Source organism: Massilia sp. Bi118 (assembly GCF_918697865.1).
GTDB lineage: Bacteria > Pseudomonadota > Gammaproteobacteria > Burkholderiales > Burkholderiaceae_D > Telluria.
This window is the reverse complement of the sequence record NZ_CAKKMV010000009.1, coordinates 97,095-118,752: the sequence shown is the minus strand read 5'-3', so window position 1 is coordinate 118,752 and position 21,658 is coordinate 97,095. Positions and strand designations below refer to the sequence as shown.

Genomic DNA, 21,658 nt, shown 5'->3' with positions numbered 1-21,658 from the left:
TCTCACGAGTCTGTATGAAGAAAAACAACAACCGATATTATCGTTCATGCGCTCCGTTCTGTTTTGTTCGGAATCGCACCTTGCCAAGAAATCTTTACTGGCCGAAAGAGAGAAAAGTTACACGCTTCTGCGCGTTTGCACCACCCCCACACGAACGAGCGCGGCCAATATGTTGATGGACCGCTTCACTTCGCCACGGTTCCGGAATTAGAAAAGGCTGCTACTATATCGATCAACGATATGTCGGATGCCGATATACTTACCGGGGAGCCCGATTGGACACCGATGTCAGCAAATATCTTCCCTTATCGGAAGCCACCTACTACGTCATGGCGGCGCTCGACGAGCCCCTGCACGGCTATGCGCTGATGCAGAAGGTCGAGGCCATGAGCGAGGGACAGGTGGTGATCGGCCCGGGCACCCTGTATGGCGCCTTTGCCGCATTGGAAAAACAGGCGCTGATCGAAAAGGTCAGCGAGCAGGACCGGCGCAAGACCTACCAGTTGACGGACAAGGGCAGGCTGGTGCTGGCCGAACAAGTGCGGCGCCTGATGACCATGGCGCGCAATGGCCAATTTGTACTGAACCAACAAAACGAGGAGAAGGCGGCATGAGCGAGACGACGATCACCAGGTTCAAGCTCTTCTGGGCCGACCAGGACGAGGAGCAAGAGTTCTGGCTGCGTGAAATGGCGCAGCAGGGACTGCACCTGGTAAAGGTGAATCCACTGTGTTTCTGGACCTTCCGACGCGCTGCGCCGGCCGATATCGTCTACCGCGTCAATTATGCGGGCACCGCCAGCGAGACCGATTTCCACCAGCTGATGCGGGATGCCGGCTGGACCCTGGCCGCGACCACGGTCGGCTGGCAGTACTGGCGCATCCCCGCCGTCAACGGCAAGGCGCCGCGAATCTTCACCGACGCGGCCTCGCGCATGAAGAAGTTCAAGCAGCTGCTGGGGGTGCTCGTGGCCAGCGCGACGCCCTTGACGGTGTGGTGCATCCTGATGAACCAGCAGGGGATCCTGCAGCGCCTGTCGACGCCTTCACTGGTGGTGCTGGGCCTCATCCTCGGCGTGTGGGCGCTGCTGGTACCCTATGGCATCCTGCGCCTGCTGCTGAAAATTCGCCAGCCACGCGGCCCTCTGCCCGGCTGAGACGCATGTTCGAATCGGGCTGTCAAGACTGGCGCATCCGGCGGGTTTGCGTATCATTGACCGCCTGACCTACTGATTCTGCGTCCCATGCTGCCCTCGATCGAACAACGCCTCGCCCAAGAACTGTCCGCCAAACCGGCCCAGGTGGCCGCCGCCGTCGCCCTCCTCGACGAGGGCGCGACCGTGCCCTTCATCGCCCGCTACCGAAAGGAAGCGACGGGCGGCCTGGACGACATCCAGCTGCGCCTGCTGGAAGAACGCCTGCGCTACCTGCGCGAACTCGAAGAGCGCCGCGCCTCGGTGATCGCCTCGATCACGGAACAGAACAAGATGACGCCGGAGCTGCTGCAGGCGATCTCGCTGGCCGAAGACAAGACCCGCCTCGAAGACCTCTACCTGCCCTATAAGCAGAAGCGCCGCACCAAGGCCCAGATCGCGATCGAGGCCGGCCTGGCGCCGCTGGCGGACTCGCTGCTGGCCGACCCGGCGCAGAATCCCGAAGACGTGGCCGCCCAATACCTGCGCGAAGCGTTTGCCAATGCCGATGGCGTGAACAACCCCGGCGTGCCGGACACCAAGGCGGCGCTGGACGGCGCGCGCCAGATTCTGATGGAGCGCTTCGCCGAAGACGCGGAATTGCTGCAAGCGCTGCGCGAATACGTGCAGGACCACGGCGTGGTCGAGTCCAGGGTGGTGGAGGGAAAACAGGAAGAAGGCGAGAAGTTTGCCGACTATTTCGAATACGCCGAGCCGCTGTCCAGCGTGCCTTCGCACCGCGCGCTGGCGCTGATGCGCGGCCGCCGCGAAGGTGTACTCGACGTGACCCTGCGCCTGGATACCGAAGAGGAAAAGCCGAAGTGGGATTCCCCGCTCAATCCCTGCGAAGCCCGGATCGCGGCGCGCTTCGGCATCAAGGGCGCGGGACGCCCGGCCGACAAGTGGCTGCTCGACACCGCGCGCTGGACCTGGCGCGTGAAGAGCTTCATGTACATCGAGACGGAACTGATGGGGCTTCTCCGCGACAAGGCGGAGACGGACGCGATCCAGGTCTTCGCGCGCAACCTGAAGGCCCTGCTGCTGGCCGCCCCGGCCGGCCCGCGCGCCACCATGGGCCTGGACCCGGGCCTGCGCACCGGCGTCAAAGTGGCCGTGGTCGACCCGACCGGCAAGGTGGTCGACACCGCCACCATCTACCCGCATGCGCCGCGCAACGACTGGGACGGTTCGCTGCATGTGCTGGGCCAGCTGGCCGCGAAGCACAATGTATCGCTGGTCTCGATCGGCAACGGCACCGCCTCGCGCGAGACCGATAAGCTGGCCCAGGACCTGATCAAGCAGAGGCCTGAGCTCAAGCTCACGAAGATCGTGGTGTCGGAGGCTGGGGCCTCGGTGTATTCGGCGTCGGAATTCGCTTCGCGCGAACTGCCGGACCTGGACGTCTCCATCCGCGGCGCCGTGTCGATCGCGCGCCGCCTGCAGGACCCGCTGGCGGAACTCGTAAAAATCGACCCGAAATCGATCGGCGTCGGCCAGTACCAGCACGACGTCTCGCAGACCCAGCTCGCGCGCCAGCTCGACGCCGTGGTCGAGGATTGCGTGAATGCCGTCGGCGTGGACGTCAACACGGCCTCGGCGCCACTGCTGGCGCGCGTGTCGGGCCTGTCCGCCAGCGTGGCGCAGAGCATCGTCACCTACCGCGACATGCAGGGCGCCTTCTCCTCGCGCGCCGCACTGAAGAAGGTGCCGCGCCTGGGCGATAAAACCTTCGAGCAGGCGGCCGGCTTCCTGCGCGTCATGAACGGCGATAATCCGCTGGATGCATCGGCGGTCCACCCGGAGTCGTATCCGGTGGTCGAGAAGATCCTGGCCGACATCAAGCGCGACATCAAGACCGTGATCGGCGACGGCTCGCTGGTGAAGACCCTGAACCCGGCCAAGTATGCCGATGAAAAATTCGGCGTGCCGACCGTCAGCGACATCCTGAAGGAACTGGAAAAACCGGGCCGCGATCCGCGTCCTGAATTCACCACCGCCACGTTTAAAGAAGGCGTGGAAGAGATCTCGGACCTGCGTCCGGACATGATCCTGGAAGGCGTGGTGACCAATGTCGCCGCCTTCGGCGCCTTCGTCGACATCGGCGTGCACCAGGATGGCCTGGTGCATATCTCGGCGCTGTCGAACACGTTCGTGAAAGATCCGCACACGGTGGTGAAAGCCGGCCAGGTAGTAAAAGTCAAAGTGCTGGAAGTCGACGCCAGGCGCAAGCGCATCGCGCTGACCATGCGTCTGTCGGACGCGGCGCCGCAAGCCGGTTCGCAACCGCAGCAGCGCGGCGACCGCGACGACCGCAAGCGCATGGGGCAGCAACAGCAGCGCCAGGAACGTGCGGCGGCCCCGAGCGGCGGCGCGATGGCGGCGGCGTTTGCCAAGCTGAAGAAGTAAACCCGTCTGCAGCGGCAGATTCCACGTCATCCCCGCCTCCGCGGGGACGACGGCGTATATTCACGTTTTCTTATAAAATGCCGCCATCCTCCCAAATTTCACCCCGAAGGCAAAACCAAATGAGCGACGTACAAAACTGGATCAAAGACACCGTCACCAAGACGCCGGTCGTGCTGTTCATGAAGGGCACCGCCCAGTTCCCGCAATGCGGCTTTTCCGGCCGTGCGATCCAAATCCTGAAGGCTTGCGGCGTCGATAACATTGCCACCGTGAACGTGCTGGAAGATGCGGAAGTCCGCCAGGGCATCAAGGAATTCTCGAACTGGCCGACCATCCCGCAGCTGTACGTGAACGGCGAATTCGTCGGCGGCTCGGACATCATGACCGAAATGTACGAATCCGGCGAACTGCAAGCCCTGATCAACAAGCAGCAGAATGGCTGATCCGAGGCCACGCCGGATCGTCGTCGCCATCACCGGCGCGACCGGCGCGGTCTACGGCGTGCGGCTGCTCGAGCGGCTGCGCGCCATCCCCGGCGTCGAGACCCACCTGGTCATTTCCGACGCCGCGTCCCTCACCCTGCATCAGGAAGTCGGCCTGCAAAGGCGCGATGTGGAAGCGCTCGCTCACGTAGTGCACAAGAACCGCGAAATCGGCGCCTCGATCGCCAGCGGCTCGTTCCAGACCGACGGCATGGTGGTCGCACCCTGTTCGATGAAGACCCTGGCGGCGGTCGCCCATGGCATCTCGGATAATCTGATCGCACGCGCGGCCGACGTGATCCTGAAGGAACGCCGGCGCCTGGTGCTGATGGTGCGGGAGACGCCGTTCAACCTGGCGCACCTGCGCAATATGACGGCCGTCACCGAGATGGGCGGCATCGTATTCCCGCCGCTGCCGAGCTTTTATAACAAGCCGGGCAGCATAGCCGAGATGGTCGACCACACGGTCGCACGTGTCATCGACCTGCTGGGGATCGAGAATGATCTCGCGCCGCGCTGGGGCGGCATGAAAGACGCCTGATCAGCGTCGTTCCCCGTACCTTTCCTGCTCTTCCTTCCTTGCTTCTCTTGCGTCTTCGATTTTCCTGCGTTGCTCGTTACGCTTGCGCATGATTTCTGCGTGTTGCGCCGCTGTCATCGGCGGCGCGGTCATGAGGTCTTTCAACTGCGCGGTACTGCTGTAGTTATTAATCATGAGGGCACTGCATCCTTATATGACCGATAACGCTGGCGGGCGCCAGTAGCGTGTAGATTATGCGCGAGACTCGGCCATTTGTGCCGTCCGTTTGAAGAAAAATTGCAGTAAGGAATAAAAATGACAAGAGCCCGGCGCGGGGATTCCCGGGCCGGGCCGTTCTTGTATGGACAGGAATTATTTCGGCTGGTGGTTCATGCGCACCAGCATGCGGATGAACTCGCGTGCCAGCTGCTTGTGATGCTCATCCAGGCGCTGCAGGTCGGCGATCAGCTTGACGTCGGCCGATTCGAAACGCGCCGATGCGTCGGCGGTTTCACCGTTGGCCGGGGCGTTCTCGGAACCGCCGAAGCGCAGCCAGTCTGCCGGCACGCCCAGCCACTGGGCGATCATGCGCAGCTTTTCCTGGGTCGGAATGGCTTCGCCAACCAGCCATTTGCGGGCGGCGTGGACCGTGATCGGACGGCCTTCGAAACGAATGTTAAATTCGCGCGCCAGCCGTGTCGGGCTGTCCGGCGAGTAGTGGGCATTCTTCAGCGCTTGCTGCAAACGCTCGCTGAAGCTCTCACGCTCGTTGGTCGAATTCATCGGAGGTACTAGTGGTTCATGCAGGGCTGTCATGGTTTCTCCATGGTTCAGACCTTATGTGAAGCGGGAAAGTCTGAAAGTAACAAACATGTGAGTATTGACCGATTCTCACAGTGCTGTCCAGCAATTATCGTGCTTTCCGGTAAGAGAATAGGTAAGTGTGAAAAATATCCTACAGGAAAAAGAAAACGTTTGCTTGTGGAATTTCAGTCGTGCAAAGAAAACGGGCAAGCTCAAAGCTTGCCCGCAGGAATTCCCGACAACTGGAAGTGTCTGAAATCAGCGCAATTTAAAGCGGATGATGCCGTCGTCGCCGGTTACACGCTCGAGGATACCGCTGTACCAGAGCGTATGCAGGTGGGCTAAGGCCTCGCCGACGGCAAAGCTGAGCTGGTGGGCGTCGAGCTGGCGCCGGAACATCAGCGGGACAATGTCAACTGCCGAGCGCGGCTCAGTGCAGGCTGCACGGACCTCCTCCAGACGCGCAACGTGGTGTGCGCGCAACTGTTCGATCCGCACGTGCAGGCCGCGGAAGGGTTTGCCATGCGAGGGCAGCACCAGGGTGTCGTCCGGCAGATCGGCAAACTTGTCCAGCGAGCCCAGATATTGGGCAAGCGGATCGCCTTCCGGCTCGACCGCGAACACCGACACGTTGGTCGAAATGCGCGGCAGCACCATGTCGCCGGAAATCAGGATATGCCCCGCCTCCGCATACAGCGAGACGTGTTCGGGCGAGTGGCCGAAGCCGGTGATCACGCGCCATTCGCGGCCGCCGATGTCGACGCGCTGGCCGTCCTGCAGCCGGGTATAGGCGGGCGGCACGGCCGGCACCAGCGAGGGATAATAATTGCGGCGGCCCTGCATCTGCTCGAGCATGGCCGGATCGACCAGGCCGTGGCGCTGGAAGTGGTGGATTGCCGATGGGCCGTCCACGCCCGGCAGCGCGGCCGCCATCATGCGTGCGAAGCCGAACTCGGCGGCGCTGGTCCAGAACGGCGCCTTAAAACGCTCGCACAGCCAGCCGGACAGGCCGACGTGGTCCGGATGGCAGTGGGTCGCGAACACGCGCAGCAGCGGCTGCTGAGCCATCGCGCCCTTAAACAATTGCTCCCAGGCGGCACGCGTAGCCTCGGTGCTGGCGCCGCAGTCGACCAGCGCCAGCCCTTCCCTTCCCTCGACCCCGTCGTCCATCAGCCACAGGTTGATGTGGTCGAGGGCGAAGGGCAGCGGCATGCGCAGCCAGCGCAAGCCGGGTGCGATGTCGTGCACGGTGCCGATGGGCGGGATCGTATCGCCGAAGGGGTAGCTGAGCTGGGATTCGAGAGGATTCATGCGAAGTTCTTTCGTGGTGGATCGGCGCTGCACGCTACAATGCAATCAAGATTGCCGTTGACGTTAACGGAAACTAAAATGCGGGAAATAGAAGCGCAGCCGCGATTCTATGTGATTTTCGACTATGCAGAATAATATGGGCCCCACCTACACCATCGCCGAACTGGCGCGCGAATTCGACATCACCGCCCGCGCCATCCGCTTCTACGAAGATCAGGGTTTGCTGAGCCCGATGCGCGAGGGACAGGGCGGCCGCAACCGCGTCTACACCCCGCGCGACCGCACGCGACTGAAACTGACCCTGCGCGGCAAGCGCCTGGGGCTGACCCTGTCGGAAATCAAAAGCATCGTCGACATGTACGAGTCGCCGAAGGACACCACGGCCCAGATCAACCGCTTCCTCGGCGTCCTGGCGCACCAGCGCGAAACGCTCGAGCAGCAGCGCGCCGACATCGAAATGTCGCTGGCCGAGATCGCCGTCCACGAGGAAGAATGCCGGCGCCTGCTGGCGGATGCGGGTCGCGATGGGGATGCGGAGCCGCAGGAGCGGAGTGCGGCGTAAGTAGGCGCTCACCTACTAGCTCGTCGTTCCCGCGAAAGCGGGAACCCATGCTGAGTTTCCGACAAAGCTAAGGTTCGCTTTACGCGTACTCAGCATGGAGGGAATAGTGCCGGGGGCACTATTCCCACTTTCGCGGGAATGACGTGTTGTTTGGTTGACGTTTACGTTAACGTCACTCCGCGCTATCATCCCACCTAGCCACCCCGCCAACCATAACGACACACGAGACACGAGAGGACGACATGCTGCATCTGCCAGGCTTGACCTTTGACCACGGCGAGGACATCGCCGCGCTGCGCGAAGCAGTGCAACAGTTCGCGGCGAGCGAAATCGCGCCGCGCGCTGCCGAGATCGACCGTACCGACCAGTTCCCGATGGACCTGTGGAAGAAGATGGGCGAACTGGGCCTGCTGGGCATCACCGTCGGCGAGGAATACGGCGGCGCCAACATGGGTTACCTGGCCCACATCGTCGCGATGGAAGAGATCTCGCGCGCCTCGGCCTCGGTCGGCCTGTCCTACGGCGCCCACTCGAACCTGTGCGTCAACCAGATCAAGCGCAACGGCAGCGAAGAACAAAAGCAGAAATACCTGCCCAAGCTGATCTCGGGCGAGCACATCGGCGCACTGGCCATGTCCGAGCCGAACGCCGGCTCCGACGTCGTCAGCATGAAGCTGCGCGCCGAGCTGAAGGGCGACCGCTACGTCCTGAACGGCACCAAGATGTGGATCACCAATGGCCCGGACGCCGACACCCTGGTGGTCTACGCCAAGACCGACATCGACGCCGGCCCGCGCGGCATGACCGCCTTCCTGATCGAAAAAGGTTTTAAAGGCTTCTCGATCGCGCAAAAGCTGGACAAGCTGGGCATGCGCGGCTCGCACACCGGCGAACTGGTGTTCCAGGATTGCGAAGTGCCGGTCGAGAACGTGCTGGGCGGCGTGGGTAAAGGCGTCAACGTGCTGATGTCGGGCCTGGACTTCGAGCGCACCGTGCTGTCCGGCGGCCCGCTGGGCATCATGTCGGCCTGCATGGACGCGGTCGTCCCCTACATCCACGAGCGCAAGCAGTTCGGCCAGGCCATCGGCGAGTTCCAGCTCATGCAGGGCAAGATCGCCGACATGTATTCGACCACGATGGCCTGCCGCGCCTATGTGTATGCAGTCGGCCAGGCCTGCGACCGCGCCGATAACGCCGCCGCCGTGCGTGCCCTGCGCAAGGACGCCGCCGGCGCCATCCTGTACAGCGCCGAGAAGGCCACCTGGATGGCGGGCGAAGCGATCCAGACCCTGGGCGGCAATGGCTATATCAACGAGTATCCGGTCGGTCGTCTCTGGCGCGATGCGAAGCTCTACGAAATCGGCGCGGGCACCAGCGAGATCCGCCGCATGCTGATCGGGCGTGAGTTGTTTGGCGAGACGGCGTAAACTTGCTCGTCATTCCCGCGCAGGCGGGAATCCATGCTGAGTATGCGATAACCGCACCACTAACTCTGTCGAATATTCAGCATGGATTCCCGCTTTCGCGGGAATGACGATGTTCGCAGCATTTCGATATTCCTCCACCGCGCGATAGAAACCGATGACACAAGCTGCCTTCCCCAAGCTGCTGTCCTCCCAGATCGCCTTCGACATCGCGCAGACCATCCTGGATGGCTTCGACCGCCACTACGCGCTGTTCCGCCAGGCCAGCCAGGCAGCAAAGGCGCATTTCGAGCGCGCCGACTGGGCCACCGCCCAGCGCGCCGCGCGCGAGCGCATCGATTTCTATGACAAGCGCGTGCAGGAATGCGTGCGCATCCTCGAGGACGAATACGCGCCCGGGGAGTTCAACGACGCCACCTGGCGCGAAACCAAGCTGCATTACATCGGCCTGCTGACCGGCCACAAGCGCCCGGAGCTGGCCGAGAGCTTCTTCAATTCCGTCAGCTGCCGGCTGCTGCACCGCAGCTACTACCGCAACGAGTTCATCTTCGTGCGTCCGGCCGTCTCGACCGAGTACATCGAGACCGACGAGCCGCAGCCGACCTACCGCGTCTACTACCCGGCCGCGGACGGCTTGCGCTTTGCTCTGCGCCGCATCGTCACCAACTTCCAGCTGGCCCGTCCCTTCGCCGACCTCGATCGCGACATTGGGCTGGTCGAGCGGCGCATGATGGAAGCGTTCGGGCTGGACAAGGCGGAGCCGAACCAGCAGCTGCAGGTGCTCTCGAACCTCTTCTTCCGCAACAAGGGCGCCTACATCGTCGGCCGCGCCATCGACGGCGCCCGCGAATATCCCTTCGTGATCCCGGTGCTGCACGACGGCCGCGGGCAGCTGGTACTGGACACGGTGCTGACCGAGCCGGACCATGTGCTAACCCTGTTCTCGTTCACGCGCGCCTACTTCATGGTCGACATGGAAGTCCCCTCAGCCTATGTCCAGTTCCTGCGCAGCCTGATGCCGAAGAAGCCGAGAAGCGAGATCTACACGGTGCTCGGCCTGCAGAAACAGGGCAAGACCCTGTTCTACCGCGACTTCCTGCAGCACCTGAAGCACAGCTCGGACCTGTTGCGCATCGCCCCCGGCATCCCCGGCCTGGTGATGCTGGTGTTCGAGCTGCCCTCCTTCCCCTATGTATTCAAGGTGATCAAGGACTGGTATCCGCCCCCAAAAGAAACCACGCGCGAGAACATCAAGGAAAAATACCTGCTGGTGAAGCACCACGACCGCGTGGGCCGCATGGCCGACACCCTCGAATACTCGGACGTCGCCTTCCCGCTGGCGCGCTTCTCGGACGGGCTGCTGGCGCAGCTGCGCCGCGACGCGCCCTCGCTGCTCGAGCTTGAGGCCGACCGGGTTATTATCAAGCACCTCTACATCGAGCGCCGCATGGCGCCGCTGAATCTCTGGCTGCAGGACGCCGAGCGCAGCGGCGACCAGGCCCGCCTCGCACATGGCGTGATCGAATACGGCAATGCGATCCGCGACCTGGTGGCGGCGAATATCTTCCCCGGCGATATGCTGTACAAGAATTTCGGCCTCACACGCCAGGGCCGCGTCGTGTTCTACGATTACGACGAGATCGAGTACCTGAGCGACTGCCAGTTCCGCGACATCCCGGCCGCGCGCAACGAGGAGGACGAGATGGCGGCCGAGCCCTGGTACCCGATCGGCAAACACGATGTCTTTCCCGAGCAGTTCGAACGCTTCCTGCTTGGGAATCCGAACATCCGCACCATCTTCATGCAGCACCACGCCGAACTGCTTCAGCGCGCCTGGTGGCAGTCACACAAGGAGCGCATCCAGGCGGGCATCGTCGAGGACGTGTTCCCGTATGCGCAGCAGATCCGTTTTCAACAATCCAACCCGGCGGCCAGTCCGCAACCTTCCTTTTTGGAGCACACACAATGAATGATCCAGTCGTTATCGTCGGCGCAGCCCGTACCCCGATGGGCGCCTTCCAGGGCGATTTCTCCTCGAAGACCGCAAGCGACCTGGGCGCGGTGGCCATCAAGGCCGCCGTCGAACGCGCTGGCGTCGATCCGCAAAAGGTCGAACACGTCTACTTCGGTAACTGCCTGATGGCCGGCCAGGGCCAGGCCCCGGCGCGCCAGGCGCTGATCAAGGCCGGCCTGCCGATGTCCACCGGCGCCGTGACCCTGTCGAAAATGTGCGGTTCCGCGATGCAGGCCGCGATCTTCGGCTACGACGCGCTCGCAGCCGGCAGCGCCGACGTGATCGTCGCCGGCGGCATGGAGTCGATGACCAACGCCCCCTACCTGATCCCGAAGGCGCGCGGCGGCTACCGCATCGGCCATGCGCCGATGTTCGACCACATGATGCTGGACGGCCTCGAAGACGCCTACTCGCGCAACGAGAAGACCGGCGAAGGCCGTTCGATGGGCACCTTCGCCGAAGAGTGCGTGGCCACCTACCAGTTCTCGCGCGAAGACCAGGACAACTTCGCGATCGAATCCGTCAAGCGCGCGCAAGCCGCCAACAACGACGGTTCGTTCGCGTGGGAAGTCGCGCCGGTCAGCGTCGCCAACCGCCTGGGCGAGCAGATCATCGAAAAGGACGAAGGCCCGCTGAAGGCCAAGGTCGACAAGATCCCGTCGCTGCGTCCGGCCTTCAAGAAGGACGGCACCGTGACCGCCGCCTCCTCCTCGTCGATCAACGACGGCGCCGCCGCGCTGGTCATGATGCGCGAATCGACCGCCAAGGAACTGGGCCTGACCCCGATCGCCCGCATCGTCGGACACGCCACCCACGCACAGGAACCGAACCTGTTCACCACCGCGCCGATCGGCTCGATGCAGAAGCTGTTCAAGAAGACCGGCTGGAAGGCCAGCGACGTCGACCTCTTCGAGATCAACGAAGCCTTCGCCGCGGTGCCGATGGCCGCCATGCGCGACCTCGACATCCCGCACAGCAAGGTCAACATCCACGGCGGCGCCTGCGCCCTGGGCCACCCGATCGGCGCCTCGGGCGCGCGCATCATCGTCACCCTGCTGGGCGCGCTGAAGAAGACCGGCGGCAAGCGCGGCGTGGCCTCGCTGTGCATCGGCGGCGGCGAAGCGACGGCGATGGCGATCGAGATGGTGTAAGCAGGACGCAACGCAGCGTGGTAGGGTGGGCGGATTCCGTCCACCCCACAGGAGAAGAACATGTCCACCGCACTCATCATCGGCGCTTCCCGCGGCATCGGCCACGAAATGGTCCGCCAGTACCGCGCCGACGGCTGGCGCGTCATCGCCACCGCCCGCAAGCCGCACGACTGCGAGGAACTGCGCCAGCTGGGCGCCGAGGCGCACCAGCTCGACGTGACCAATCCGGAAGCGATCGGCGGCCTGGGCTGGAAACTGGACGACGAGAAGATCGACCACGCCTGGCTGGTAGCCGGCGTCTACGGCCCGCGCCATGATGGCTTCCCGACCCAGCAGGAGTTCGACGAGGTCATGCACACCAACGTGCTGGCGGCGATGCGCCTGCTGCCCATCGTCGGCCCGCTGGTGGCGAATGCGCGCGGCAGGCTGGCGGTGATCTCCTCGCGCATGGGCTCGATCGGCGAGCGCACCGGCGCCGGCGGTTCGCTCTACCGCGCCAGCAAGGCGGCGCTGAACTCGGTGCTGAAGGACGCGGCACTGACCTTCGGGCCGCAGGGCGTGACCTGCATCAGCTTCCACCCGGGCTGGGTGCAGACCGACATGGGCGGCGCCGGCGCGCCGCTCAGCGTCGAGGAAAGCGTGCGCACGCTGCGCGCGACCCTGGCCGGCGCCGATCTCTCGCAGCACGGCTCTTTCCTGAACCACGACGGTACACCGATCGCCTGGTGAACCGCCACTGAATAACGATAACGACACACGAGACATATGATCCTGAGCGAAGAACACCAGATGATCCGCGACGCCCTGCGCAGCTATTCGCAGGAGCGCCTGGCGCCCAACGCAGCACGCTGGGACCGCGAGCAGCATTTCCCGAAAGAAGAGCTGAAGGAACTGGCCCAGCTGGGCGCCTTCGGCGTGGCCGTGCCGGAGCAGTATGGCGGCGCTGGCCTCGACTACGTGTCGCTGGCCCTGGTGCTGGAAGAGATCGCGGCCGGCGACGGCGGCACCTCGACCATCATCTCGGTCAACAACTGCCCGGTATGCTCGATCGCGATGATGTACGCGAACGAGGCGCAAAAGGAAAAGTGGCTACGCCCGCTGGCGCAAGGCGAAATGCTGGGCGCCTTCGCCCTCACCGAGCCGCACACCGGCAGCGATGCCGCCGCGCTGCGCACGACCGCCGTCCGCGATGGCAATGAATACGTCATCAACGGCACCAAGCAGTTCATCACCAGCGGCAAGAACGGCGACGTCGCCATCGTCATGGCCGTCACCGACAAAGCCGCCGGCAAGAAGGGCATCAGCGCATTCTGGGTGCCGACCAATACGCCCGGCTACATCGTCGCCGGCATCGAGCACAAGATGGGCCAGCATTCGTCGGACACCGCGCAGATCGTGTTCGAGAACTGCCGCGTTCCGCTCGAGAACCTGATCGGTGAAGAGGGCCAGGGCTACAAGATCGCCCTGTCCGGCCTGGAGGGCGGCCGCATCGGCATCGCCTCGCAATCGGTGGGCATGGCGCGCGCTGCTTTCGAAGCGGCGCTGGCCTACGCCAAGGAGCGCGAGAGCTTCGGCACCCAGATTTTCGACCACCAGGCCGTGCAGTTCCGCCTGGCCGAGATGGCGATGCAGATCGAGGCCGCGCGCCAGCTGATCCTGCACGCTGCATCGATGAAGGACGCGGGCGTGCCCTGCCTGAAGGAAGCGGCGATGGCCAAGCTGTTCGCTTCCGAGATGGCCGAGCGCGTCGTCTCCAGCGCCATGCAAGTGTTCGGCGGCTACGGCTACGTGGCCGACTTCCCGGTCGAGCGCATCTACCGCGACGTGCGCGTATGCCAGATCTACGAAGGCACCAGTGACATCCAGAAGATCCTGATCGCACGCGCACTGTGATCATCCGGCCGGCAGAGGCGGCCGACCTGCCGGCCTTCTTCGTCTACCTCGAAGACCATTTGCGCGACAACGGCCGCGATGGTGCGCCGCTGTTCCAGCCCTTGTCGCGGGCGCAGTCGCCGCTGCCGCAGGGCTTGAAAGCCTCCTTCGTCGACGGTGTCGCGATCCCGGTCGGCCAGCCGCGCTGGCGCCGCCTGTGGCTGGCGCTGGATGCGCGCGGTTCGATTGCCGGGCATATCGACTTGCGTGCGCGGCCCGAGCCGGGGGCGCGGCACCGGGCGATGCTGGGGATGGGTGTGCATCGGGCTTACCGCCGCCGCGGGCTTGGTGCGCAGCTGTTGGGCACCGCGATCGATTGGGCGAGTGGTGAGGAGCGTCTCAAATGGATCGACCTCGAGGTGCTGTCCGAGAACCATCCGGCTGTCGCGCTCTACCTGCGTGCAGGGTTCACGATGACAGCGCGGATCGAGGACATGCTGGAGATCGATGGGGAGAGTCTTGATCTCAGCTATATGAGCTTGTCTTTGCGCACCTGAATCAGTTCAGCGTGCGCGGCATGTCTCGATGCTCGTGAAGCACGCGCAATATGTCGATATATTCCTCGTGTTCCACATAAAAGATCAGAAAAGGGAACTTGCCCATCTTTTGGAACCGCAAGCCGGCAATATTCAGCTCATGCGAATAGCGTAGCGACCCGATGCGTGGCGTCTTGCCAATCAACTGGACATGCCGCTTTAACTCGTCGATGAAACGATCTGCAGTCGCGACCGATTCGGCCGCATAGTAGTCGACGGCTTCTCCGATATCCTCGTCGGCGGCGGCGCGACGGATAACGGGCTTGGAGATCATTTTCGGCCGTTACTTCGTGCCCGGTCGCGCAGCGAATCGAAATAATCGTCGTCCGCCACGCCGGTTTGCGGCGATTCCGCCCCTTCGACCAACAACTTACGCAGCTTCTGCTGTTCGTGGTCTTTCCGGATCAGTTCGCGGATGTACTCGCTGCTGGTTCCATAGTGGCGCGTCGCAACTTGCTCATCCACGAAAGCCTTCAGGGCATCGGGTAGGGAAATATTCATCGTGCTCATGAATCCATCCTACCACTCTTGCCAATTTTTGGCAAATTTTGCCAAGCGGTGTCTGCTTAGAACCCTTCCAGCACAATCTTGCCGCGCGCCTTGTTCGACTCAATCAGCGTATGCGCCCGCCGCAAATTCTCCGCATTGATCTGCCCGAAGTTCTCATTGGCCGTGGTCCGAATCGTCCCCGCATCCACCAGCTCCGCCAGCCGGTTCAAAATGCGATGCTGTTCGATCATGTCCTCCGTATTGAATAGCGAACGCGTGAACATCAGCTCCCAGTGCAGAGAAATCGCCTTGCGCTTGAACTTCATGATGTCGATCGGCGTCGCCGGGTCGTCGATCAGGCTGTACTTGCCCTGCGGTGCGATGGCCTCGACCACCTGGTCGAAGTGAGCGTCGCTGTGGGTCAGGCTGGTCACGTACTCCGGCGCAGGCAGCCCGGCGGCGGCGATTTCCGCGGCCAGCGGCTTGCTGTGATCGATCACGTGATGGGCGCCCAGCTCGCGCACCCATTCACGCGTTTCGACACGCGAAGCGGTGCCGATGATGGTCAGCTGCGTCAGCTGGCGCGCCAGCTGCACCAGGATCGAGCCGACGCCGCCGGCCGCGCCGATGACCAGCAGGGTCTTGCCCTTGCCTTCGGGACCGGTGGGTACCTGCAGGCGGTCGAACAGCATCTCCCAGGCCGTCAGGCCGGTCAGCGGCAGCGCCGCGGCGGCGCCGAAGTCCAGCGACGCAGGCATGCGGCCGACGATACGCTCGTCGACCAGCTGCAGCTCGCTGTTGCTGCCGGCGCGGGCGATCGAGCCGGCGTACCAGACGCGGTCGCCCGGCTTGAACAGGGTCACGTCCGGGCCGACGGCCTTGACGATACCGGTGGCGTCCCAGCCCAGCACCTTCCACCCATCGCCTTCCGGCTTGGCGCTTTTCCTTACCTTGGTGTCGACCGGGTTCACCGACACCGCGCGCACCTCGACCAGCAGGTCGTGGCCTTCGGCGACCGGGTCGGGCAGCGTGATGTCGACCAGCGATGCGGCTTGATCGATGGGGAGGTTGTTCTGGTATCCGATGGCTTTCATTTAAAGCGCTCCTGGTTGGATTAACGATGCGATGGATGCCATTCTGACCAGCCCGCGCCTTTTGATAAACTGGGCAATCCTGATATCACTTTCAATAAAATCTTGAAAATCCGGAATTTGCAGGACCTCGCCACCTTCGTCGCCACCGCCGAGCAGGGCAGCTTGTCGGCAGCAGCACGCATGCTCGCGCTGTCCCCGGCCGTCGCCAGCGCCAGCCTGAAGCGCCTGGAGGCCGACCTTGGTGTCGCGCTGTTCATCCGCAGCACGCGCAGCATGCGCCTGACCCTGGCCGGCGAACGCCTGCTCGGACGCAGCAAGGCTTTACTGGACGGCCTGCGCGAAGCGGAAGACGAGCTGCGCGCCGGCCAGGACGCCATCGAAGGCCAGCTGCAGATCTCGATGCCCTCCGACCTCGGGCGCCACGTGGTGCTGCCCTGGCTGAACGATTTCCAGGCGCGCTACCCGGGCGTGAAACTGCGCCTGCAGCTGACCGACCGCCTCGCCAACATCTACCGCGAGCCGGTCGACATCGCGCTGCGCTTCGGCGTGCCGCCCGAATCGAGCATGGTGGCGCTGCCGCTGCTGGCCGAGAACCGGCGCGTGTTGTGCGCTTCGCCCGCCTATCTGGCGCGGCGCGGCGTGCCGGCCTCCCCGCGCGAGCTGGAGGACCACAACTGCCTGTGCTTCATGCTGGACGAAAGCGTCAACGACCGCTGGCGCTTCCGCAAGGGAGACGAGGAGATCGAAGTCGTGGTGCAGGGCGACCGCCTGGCCGACGATTCGGAAGTCGTGCGGCGCTGGTCGCTGGCGGGACTCGGCATCTGCTACCGCTCGCGCATCGACGTGCACGCGGACCTGGCCAGCGGCCGCCTGCGCCTGATCCTGCCGGAGTGGCAAGGTGTGAATGCGCCGCTGACGATGCTGGTGGCGAACCGCAAGCAGGTATCGCCGGCGGTGCGGGTGCTGCGCGAATTCCTGGTGGCGCGCTGCAAGGCGCTGACGAGCGCCTGAAGGCCGGTGAGGCCTCCGCCAGCAGAGATCACGCCGGCAGTGCAGAATGCTTCTTTCAAGGCCACACGTGGGCACAGGGTGCCCACCCTACGCACAACACAATAAGGAGACAGCATGGACGCACAGGCGACGATCGAACAATGGCAGCAGGAGCTGGACGCGGTACGCACGCGCGCAAAGGAAAACGGCGCGCACGCCGGCGTGGTCCCCTTTGCGCAGGCGCGCGAGATGAAGGGCCTGGACATCATGCAGGCACTGCTGGAGGGCCGCTTCCCCTATCCGCCCATCGCGGAGACGCTGGATTTTTCTCTCGTCAAAGTCGAGCGCGGCCAGGCGACCTTCCAGGGCGCGCCCCAGCAAAAACACCTGAACCCGATGGGCACCGTGCACGGCGGCTGGTACGCCACCCTGCTCGACTCGGCGGTCGGCTGCGCGGTGCAGACCATGCTGGAGCCGGGCCAGGGCTATACGACGGCGGAGCTGAGCGTGAATCTGGTGCGCGGCGCGCGCCTGGATGGCGGGCCGCTGCGCGCGATCGGCACGGTCCTGCACTGCGGCCGCCAGCTGGCCACCGCCGAGGGCAAGATCGTCGATGCGCAGGGTCGTCTGATCGCGCATGCGACCACGACCTGCCTCGTGTTCGAGGCCAGGTAATCAGCTGACCGCCGGCTCCAGCAAGGTCAGCGTCTGCCGCTCCGTATCGAGCGTGGCGCGCACGCCAACCGGCATCGTGAACTGGTTGCGGATGTGGCCGAAGGAGTAGCCGGTCACCGCCGGCGCCTGCAGCGGCTGCAGGTGCACGTCCAGGGTCTCGTCCAGCGTCAATGAGGAACCGTTGCCCTGCGGGCCGCAGTTCTCGCAAATGCCGATCATGACGCCGGCCGCCTTGTCCAGGCCGACGGCCAGGTCGAGCTGGGTCATCCAGCGGTCGATCCGATACGGCTCCTCGTTCACCTCTTCGATGAACAGCAGGCTGTCCTTGAAGTCGGCCGCATACGGCGTACCGGCCAGCGCGGCTACCAGCGACAGGTTGCCGCCCATGAGCGGGCCGGTGGCGCTGCCGCCATGCACGGTGCGCACCGCGTACTGCGGCTCCAGCAGGGCGCGGCGTGCGTTCTCCTGGGCCATCGGAATCGTGTAGCTGGCACGCGGGTCGCTCAGCACCGCCAGCATGTGCTCGTTCGAGTACTCGGACGGCGTGCTCGAGGCCACCGGGCCGTGGAAGGTCACCACGCCGGCATGGCGGTGGATGGCCAGGTGCAGGGCCGTGATGTCGGAGTAGCCGAGCAGGATCTTCGGGTGCTTGCGGATCAGTTCGAAGTCCAGGTGCTTCAGCAGCGAGATGCAGCCGGAGCCGCCGCGGATCGCCCAGATGGCTTTCACGTCCGGATCGCGGAACATGCCGTGCAGGTCAGCAATGCGGGCGGCGACGGTGCCGCCGTAATTGCCCCAGACCTCGCGCAGGTAGTTGCCCGGTTTGACGCGGAAGCCCAGCGCCTCGATGTTCTTGACGGCCTTCTGGATCGAGGCGTCGCTGGTGTAGCCGCCGGGCGCGATGAGGCCGACCAGGTCGCCTTTCTTGAGGCGCGGTGGTTTGATCAGGTGTTTCATGGGAGAGGTGGGCGCACGCCTGGGCTTGGCGCTGGAAAAGGAGGCCGGCAGCAGCAGCGAGGCAGCTGCGAGCTTCCCGAAACCGCGTCTGCTGATGTTAGACATGTCCGTTGGCGTCCGAATTAAACAATGAAAAACGGCCCGCGGGCCGGGGAGACTGGCTCCCCGGTCGACGGGCCGTTGCTGTCAGCGCTTGAAGCCGATCAGAAGAACTTGTGGTTCACCATCAGGGTGAACGAACGGCCACGCGGGTCCGCTACGCGCGGCTCCCAGGTGCTGCCCGCGCCCGAGTTGCTGTCGTAGGTGATCGCGAACGGCGGGTCCTTGTCGAGCAGGTTCTTGATACCGGCCGTGATGCTGGTACCCGGCACGCCGGTGTAGGTCAGGCTCAGGTGGAAGATCGAGTACGGCTTGACGTCCGGATCGAGGTCGGCCGGATGGACGACACCGTTGGCAACGCCCGGCAGCACCTGGTCCTTGTAGCCTGCACGGTAGACGTTGGTCAGCGTGCTGCTCCAGTCACCCTGCTTGTAGGTCACGAAGGCGGTGTGCTTCCACTTCAGGCCGAGGTCGCCGGTAAAGAGGAACTTGCCGATTTCGCTAGGACCGAAATCGCTGGTCGTGGTAGCGCGCGACTTCTTCTCCAGCAGGCGGGTGCCGTCGATGCTCGCGGTCCAGGTACCCTGGCCCAGTTTGCCGTTGGTGCGGGCGCCCAGTTCCAGGCCGCGGGTGATGCGCTCACCGGCGTTGACCCAGCGCTGGTCGACGGCGAGCAGGTTGCCGGAAGCGTCACGCAGGAACTGGTCCTTGAACAGGCCGTAGTTCGCGGTCATGGTCGCCAGCGTGAACGAGTCGATGGTGTTCTGCTTGCGGATTTCCCACAGGTCGGCATTCATCGAGAAATTGGCCAGCGGCTGCCAGACCACACCCAGGGTGCCCTGCTTGGCGGTCTCAGGACCCAGGGTAGTTTTGCCACCCGTCAAAATCACCGGGGTGATCGATTCGCAGCCCGGCTTGGTGCTGTCGACCTTCAGGGTCGGGCACTTTTCCGGATCGGCCAGGTCCTTGCCGGCGTACTGCGACTCGGTGATGCCGTTGAACAGCTGGTTGAACGACGGTGCGCGGAAGCCGGTGTTGTACGAACCACGGAACATCAGCGAATCGATCGGCTGGAAGCGGAACGAGTACTTCGGGTTGAAGGTGTTGCCGAAGCCCGAGTAATGGTCCTGGCGGCCGGCGATGTTCAGCTCGAACGACTTGGTGACCGGGATCAGGAATTCGAAATACACGGCCTTGACGTCGCGGCTCTTTTCCTTCAGCGCGTTCTGGTCGTCGAAAGGCGCGTTCAGGATAGCAGGGCGGGCAGCAGCTGCGCGTCCGTCGCCGTTGAACTCGTAACCTTCGCGGCGCAGGTCGGTACCGATGGCGGCCATGACGGCGCCGGCCGGCAGGTTGAAGATCTCGCCCGACAGCGCGGCGTCGGCCTGCGTCAGGGTGGTCTTGCCGCCGTACATGGTGACGCCTTCAGCCGAAGTGCTGTTGATCAGGTCGATCGCGGCCTGGCTCTGCTTCTCGCCCGGCAGCAGGAAAGGATTGATGATGCCGGTGCCCAGCGCATTGGCCAGGGCGACGGTGTAGTTGTAGCCCTTGCCCAGGTGCGATTCAGCTTCGCTGTAGGCCTTCGATGCGCCGATGCGGTAGTCGAAGCGGCGGCCGAACAGGGTCAGCGGACCATCCGCGCCGACTTGCAGGCGGCCTGCCTTGCTTTCGGTCTCGATCTCGCGGTTGCCGCACTCCATGCAGCGCCAGCGGTAGGCGATCGGCTTGCCGTAGTTGGCGGCGATGCTCGGGAACACCTTGACCAGCTCGTTGTACACCATGTTATAGGCGGAGCCGGTGCTCGGGTAGAACGAGCTGTACGGGAAGTTGACGGTCGACGGCGAAATCTGGTTCGGCGAGAAGCTCTTCTTCGAAGTCACTTGCGAACCGACCGCTTCGACGAACAGCTGGTGCTCGCCGCGCTGGATGGTCAGGCGCGCCAGGCCGTTATTGCTGGTTACCGGCTGCTGCAGGACGGCCGCACGGCCCGTGTCCCATGCGCAGCCATAGGCCGCGCCCGGGGTATCCCACAGTTTTTCGTCGTAAGCCTGCATGCCGTCGATGCTGTTGCAGCCCTTGCCGCCCGGCAGGTCGAGGATGCTGATGCCGTTGTACAGGGTGGTGCCGCCCGGCGCCGCCACGCCGCTGGCGTTGGTGCCCAGCAGGGTCGGGCCGTAGGAGGTCGGCGACACGCCGTACACGTTGGCGAAAGGCGCACCGCGGGTATCCACCGACACGCCGCGGTTCGGCTGGAAGGTCTGGACGAAGTCGCGCTGGTTGCCTTTCAGGGCGTTGTTCTCGGCGCGGGCGCCGGTCGCCAGCAGGTTCCAGCCGTCCTTGTCGAGGTCGCCCCAGCCGCCGGTCAGGGAGGCGCGTGCGATGTTCGAGCCGCCGTGCTGGGTGGCGTCTTCGAAGACGTTGGCTTCCAGGCCATGGTAATTTTTCTTGGTGATGAAGTTGATCACGCCGCCGATCGCGTCGGTACCGTAGATCGCCGAGGCGCCGTCCTTCAGCACCTCGACGCGCTCCACCGCCGCGAACGGAATCGCATTCAGGTCGACCGCCGAACCCTTCATGCCGTAGGTCGCCACGCGGCGGCCGTTCAGCAGGACCAGGGTCGAATCGGCGCCCTGGCCGCGCAGGTTGGCGCTCGAGGCGCCGTTGTTGCCGCGCTGGGCGCCGGTGGTGACGTCGGAGTTCGACGCCAGGTTGTCGGAGCCGTTGCCGTTGACGTTCAGGTTGGCGATCAGCTGCTCGGCGGTGACGATGCCCTGGTCTTCCATCTGCTTGCGGCTGATGATTTCCAGCGGCAGTGCGCCTTCCTTGGCGATGCGCTTGATGCTACTACCGGTGATTTCGACGCGTTGGATCGGTTTCGCCTGCTCCGCTTCCTGTGCGATGGCTGGGCTGACGATGCCGATCAGGGCAATCATCTGTGCTAACTTCTTTAACTTCACGCGTCTCTCCTTGGTAGTGCTGCAGCGTTTGTCTTGGGATAGTTTTACTGTCACGTAATGTCA

Annotated in this window: 22 protein-coding genes; 14 read left to right on the top strand and 8 right to left on the bottom strand. The window is 63.9% G+C overall.

Annotation, left to right across the window (positions count from 1 at the left end; all coding sequences use genetic code 11):
* The first annotated feature begins 275 nt into the window (after window positions 1-275).
* The 5 genes from LQV39_RS14970 to LQV39_RS14950 all read left to right on the top strand — a co-directional run bounded on the left by LQV39_RS14970 (window position 276) and on the right by LQV39_RS14950 (window position 4,621).
* A complete protein-coding gene (locus LQV39_RS14970; RefSeq protein ID WP_230026928.1) occupies window positions 276-614 on the top strand; it encodes a PadR family transcriptional regulator in 339 nt (112 codons plus the stop codon).
* A complete protein-coding gene (locus tag LQV39_RS14965) occupies window positions 611-1,156 on the top strand; it encodes a DUF2812 domain-containing protein (protein ID WP_230026927.1) in 546 nt (181 codons plus the stop codon). Before LQV39_RS14970 ends, LQV39_RS14965 begins: the two co-directional genes overlap by 4 nt.
* 87 nt (window positions 1,157-1,243) lie before the next feature.
* Entirely contained in the window at window positions 1,244-3,598 is a 2,355-nt protein-coding gene (locus LQV39_RS14960; RefSeq protein WP_230026926.1) for a Tex family protein, read from the top strand.
* A 119-nt stretch (window positions 3,599-3,717) separates the two neighbouring features.
* Window positions 3,718-4,041, top strand: coding sequence for a Grx4 family monothiol glutaredoxin (grxD, locus tag LQV39_RS14955; RefSeq protein WP_230026925.1), 324 nt, complete (start codon window positions 3,718-3,720; stop codon window positions 4,039-4,041).
* Entirely contained in the window at window positions 4,034-4,621 is a 588-nt protein-coding gene (locus LQV39_RS14950; RefSeq protein ID WP_230026924.1) for a UbiX family flavin prenyltransferase, read from the top strand. The genes grxD and LQV39_RS14950 overlap by 8 nt, the downstream gene beginning before the upstream one ends.
* On the opposite strand, the gene LQV39_RS14945 is transcribed toward LQV39_RS14950, so the two are convergent.
* The 3 genes from LQV39_RS14945 to LQV39_RS14935 form a co-directional block, all read right to left on the bottom strand.
* Entirely contained in the window at window positions 4,622-4,795 is a 174-nt protein-coding gene (locus LQV39_RS14945) for a hypothetical protein (RefSeq protein WP_230026923.1), read from the bottom strand.
* Window positions 4,796-4,972: 177 nt separating this feature from the next.
* A complete protein-coding gene (locus LQV39_RS14940; RefSeq protein WP_230026922.1) occupies window positions 4,973-5,416 on the bottom strand; it encodes a hypothetical protein in 444 nt (147 codons plus the stop codon).
* Between the two features lie 246 nt (window positions 5,417-5,662).
* Window positions 5,663-6,715 (bottom strand): MBL fold metallo-hydrolase, encoded by a 1,053-nt coding sequence (locus LQV39_RS14935; RefSeq protein ID WP_230026921.1) that lies wholly within the window; start codon window positions 6,713-6,715, stop codon window positions 5,663-5,665.
* 136 nt (window positions 6,716-6,851) lie between these two features.
* Between LQV39_RS14935 and LQV39_RS14930 the strand changes: the two genes are divergently transcribed.
* The 7 genes from LQV39_RS14930 (at window position 6,852) to LQV39_RS14900 (ending at window position 14,295) form a co-directional block, all read left to right on the top strand.
* A complete protein-coding gene (locus tag LQV39_RS14930) occupies window positions 6,852-7,277 on the top strand; it encodes a MerR family DNA-binding transcriptional regulator (protein WP_230026920.1) in 426 nt (141 codons plus the stop codon).
* Window positions 7,278-7,519: 242 nt separating this feature from the next.
* Window positions 7,520-8,704, top strand: coding sequence for an isovaleryl-CoA dehydrogenase (locus LQV39_RS14925; protein WP_230026919.1), 1,185 nt, complete (start codon window positions 7,520-7,522; stop codon window positions 8,702-8,704).
* Between the two features lie 154 nt (window positions 8,705-8,858).
* Window positions 8,859-10,670, top strand: coding sequence for a bifunctional isocitrate dehydrogenase kinase/phosphatase (aceK, locus tag LQV39_RS14920; RefSeq protein WP_230026918.1), 1,812 nt, complete (start codon window positions 8,859-8,861; stop codon window positions 10,668-10,670).
* Window positions 10,667-11,866: an acetyl-CoA C-acyltransferase gene (locus tag LQV39_RS14915; RefSeq protein ID WP_230026917.1), complete on the top strand. Its 1,200-nt coding sequence runs from the start codon at window positions 10,667-10,669 to the stop codon at window positions 11,864-11,866. The genes aceK and LQV39_RS14915 overlap by 4 nt, the downstream gene beginning before the upstream one ends.
* A 60-nt stretch (window positions 11,867-11,926) precedes the next feature.
* Window positions 11,927-12,595, top strand: coding sequence for an SDR family oxidoreductase (locus LQV39_RS14910; protein ID WP_230026916.1), 669 nt, complete (start codon window positions 11,927-11,929; stop codon window positions 12,593-12,595).
* A gap of 36 nt (window positions 12,596-12,631) precedes the next feature.
* The gene (locus LQV39_RS14905; RefSeq protein ID WP_230026915.1) at window positions 12,632-13,759 is read left to right on the top strand and encodes an acyl-CoA dehydrogenase family protein; all 1,128 of its coding nucleotides are present in this window, start codon (window positions 12,632-12,634) and stop codon (window positions 13,757-13,759) included.
* The gene (locus tag LQV39_RS14900; protein WP_230026914.1) at window positions 13,756-14,295 is read left to right on the top strand and encodes a GNAT family N-acetyltransferase; all 540 of its coding nucleotides are present in this window, start codon (window positions 13,756-13,758) and stop codon (window positions 14,293-14,295) included. Before LQV39_RS14905 ends, LQV39_RS14900 begins: the two co-directional genes overlap by 4 nt.
* 1 nt (window position 14,296) lies before the next feature.
* On the opposite strand, the gene LQV39_RS14895 is transcribed toward LQV39_RS14900, so the two are convergent.
* The 3 genes from LQV39_RS14895 to LQV39_RS14885 are packed head-to-tail and all read right to left on the bottom strand — an operon-like array spanning window position 14,297 to window position 15,917.
* A complete protein-coding gene (locus LQV39_RS14895; RefSeq protein WP_230026913.1) occupies window positions 14,297-14,608 on the bottom strand; it encodes a type II toxin-antitoxin system RelE/ParE family toxin in 312 nt (103 codons plus the stop codon).
* Window positions 14,605-14,844: a type II toxin-antitoxin system ParD family antitoxin gene (locus LQV39_RS14890; protein ID WP_230026912.1), complete on the bottom strand. Its 240-nt coding sequence runs from the start codon at window positions 14,842-14,844 to the stop codon at window positions 14,605-14,607. The genes LQV39_RS14895 and LQV39_RS14890 overlap by 4 nt, the downstream gene beginning before the upstream one ends.
* 56 nt (window positions 14,845-14,900) lie before the next feature.
* Window positions 14,901-15,917: a zinc-binding alcohol dehydrogenase family protein gene (locus tag LQV39_RS14885; RefSeq protein WP_230026911.1), complete on the bottom strand. Its 1,017-nt coding sequence runs from the start codon at window positions 15,915-15,917 to the stop codon at window positions 14,901-14,903.
* Window positions 15,918-16,019: 102 nt separating this feature from the next.
* On the opposite strand from LQV39_RS14885, the gene LQV39_RS14880 reads away from it, so the two are divergent.
* Window positions 16,020-16,928 (top strand): LysR substrate-binding domain-containing protein, encoded by a 909-nt coding sequence (locus LQV39_RS14880; RefSeq protein ID WP_307727853.1) that lies wholly within the window; start codon window positions 16,020-16,022, stop codon window positions 16,926-16,928.
* A 114-nt stretch (window positions 16,929-17,042) separates the two neighbouring features.
* Window positions 17,043-17,582, top strand: coding sequence for a PaaI family thioesterase (locus LQV39_RS14875; RefSeq protein ID WP_230026910.1), 540 nt, complete (start codon window positions 17,043-17,045; stop codon window positions 17,580-17,582).
* On the opposite strand, the gene LQV39_RS14870 is transcribed toward LQV39_RS14875, so the two are convergent.
* Window positions 17,583-18,644, bottom strand: coding sequence for an LD-carboxypeptidase (locus LQV39_RS14870; RefSeq protein WP_230026909.1), 1,062 nt, complete (start codon window positions 18,642-18,644; stop codon window positions 17,583-17,585).
* Window positions 18,645-18,742: 98 nt separating this feature from the next.
* Window positions 18,743-21,595 (bottom strand): TonB-dependent receptor domain-containing protein, encoded by a 2,853-nt coding sequence (locus tag LQV39_RS14865; RefSeq protein ID WP_230026908.1) that lies wholly within the window; start codon window positions 21,593-21,595, stop codon window positions 18,743-18,745.
* Window positions 21,596-21,658 lie beyond the last annotated feature (63 nt).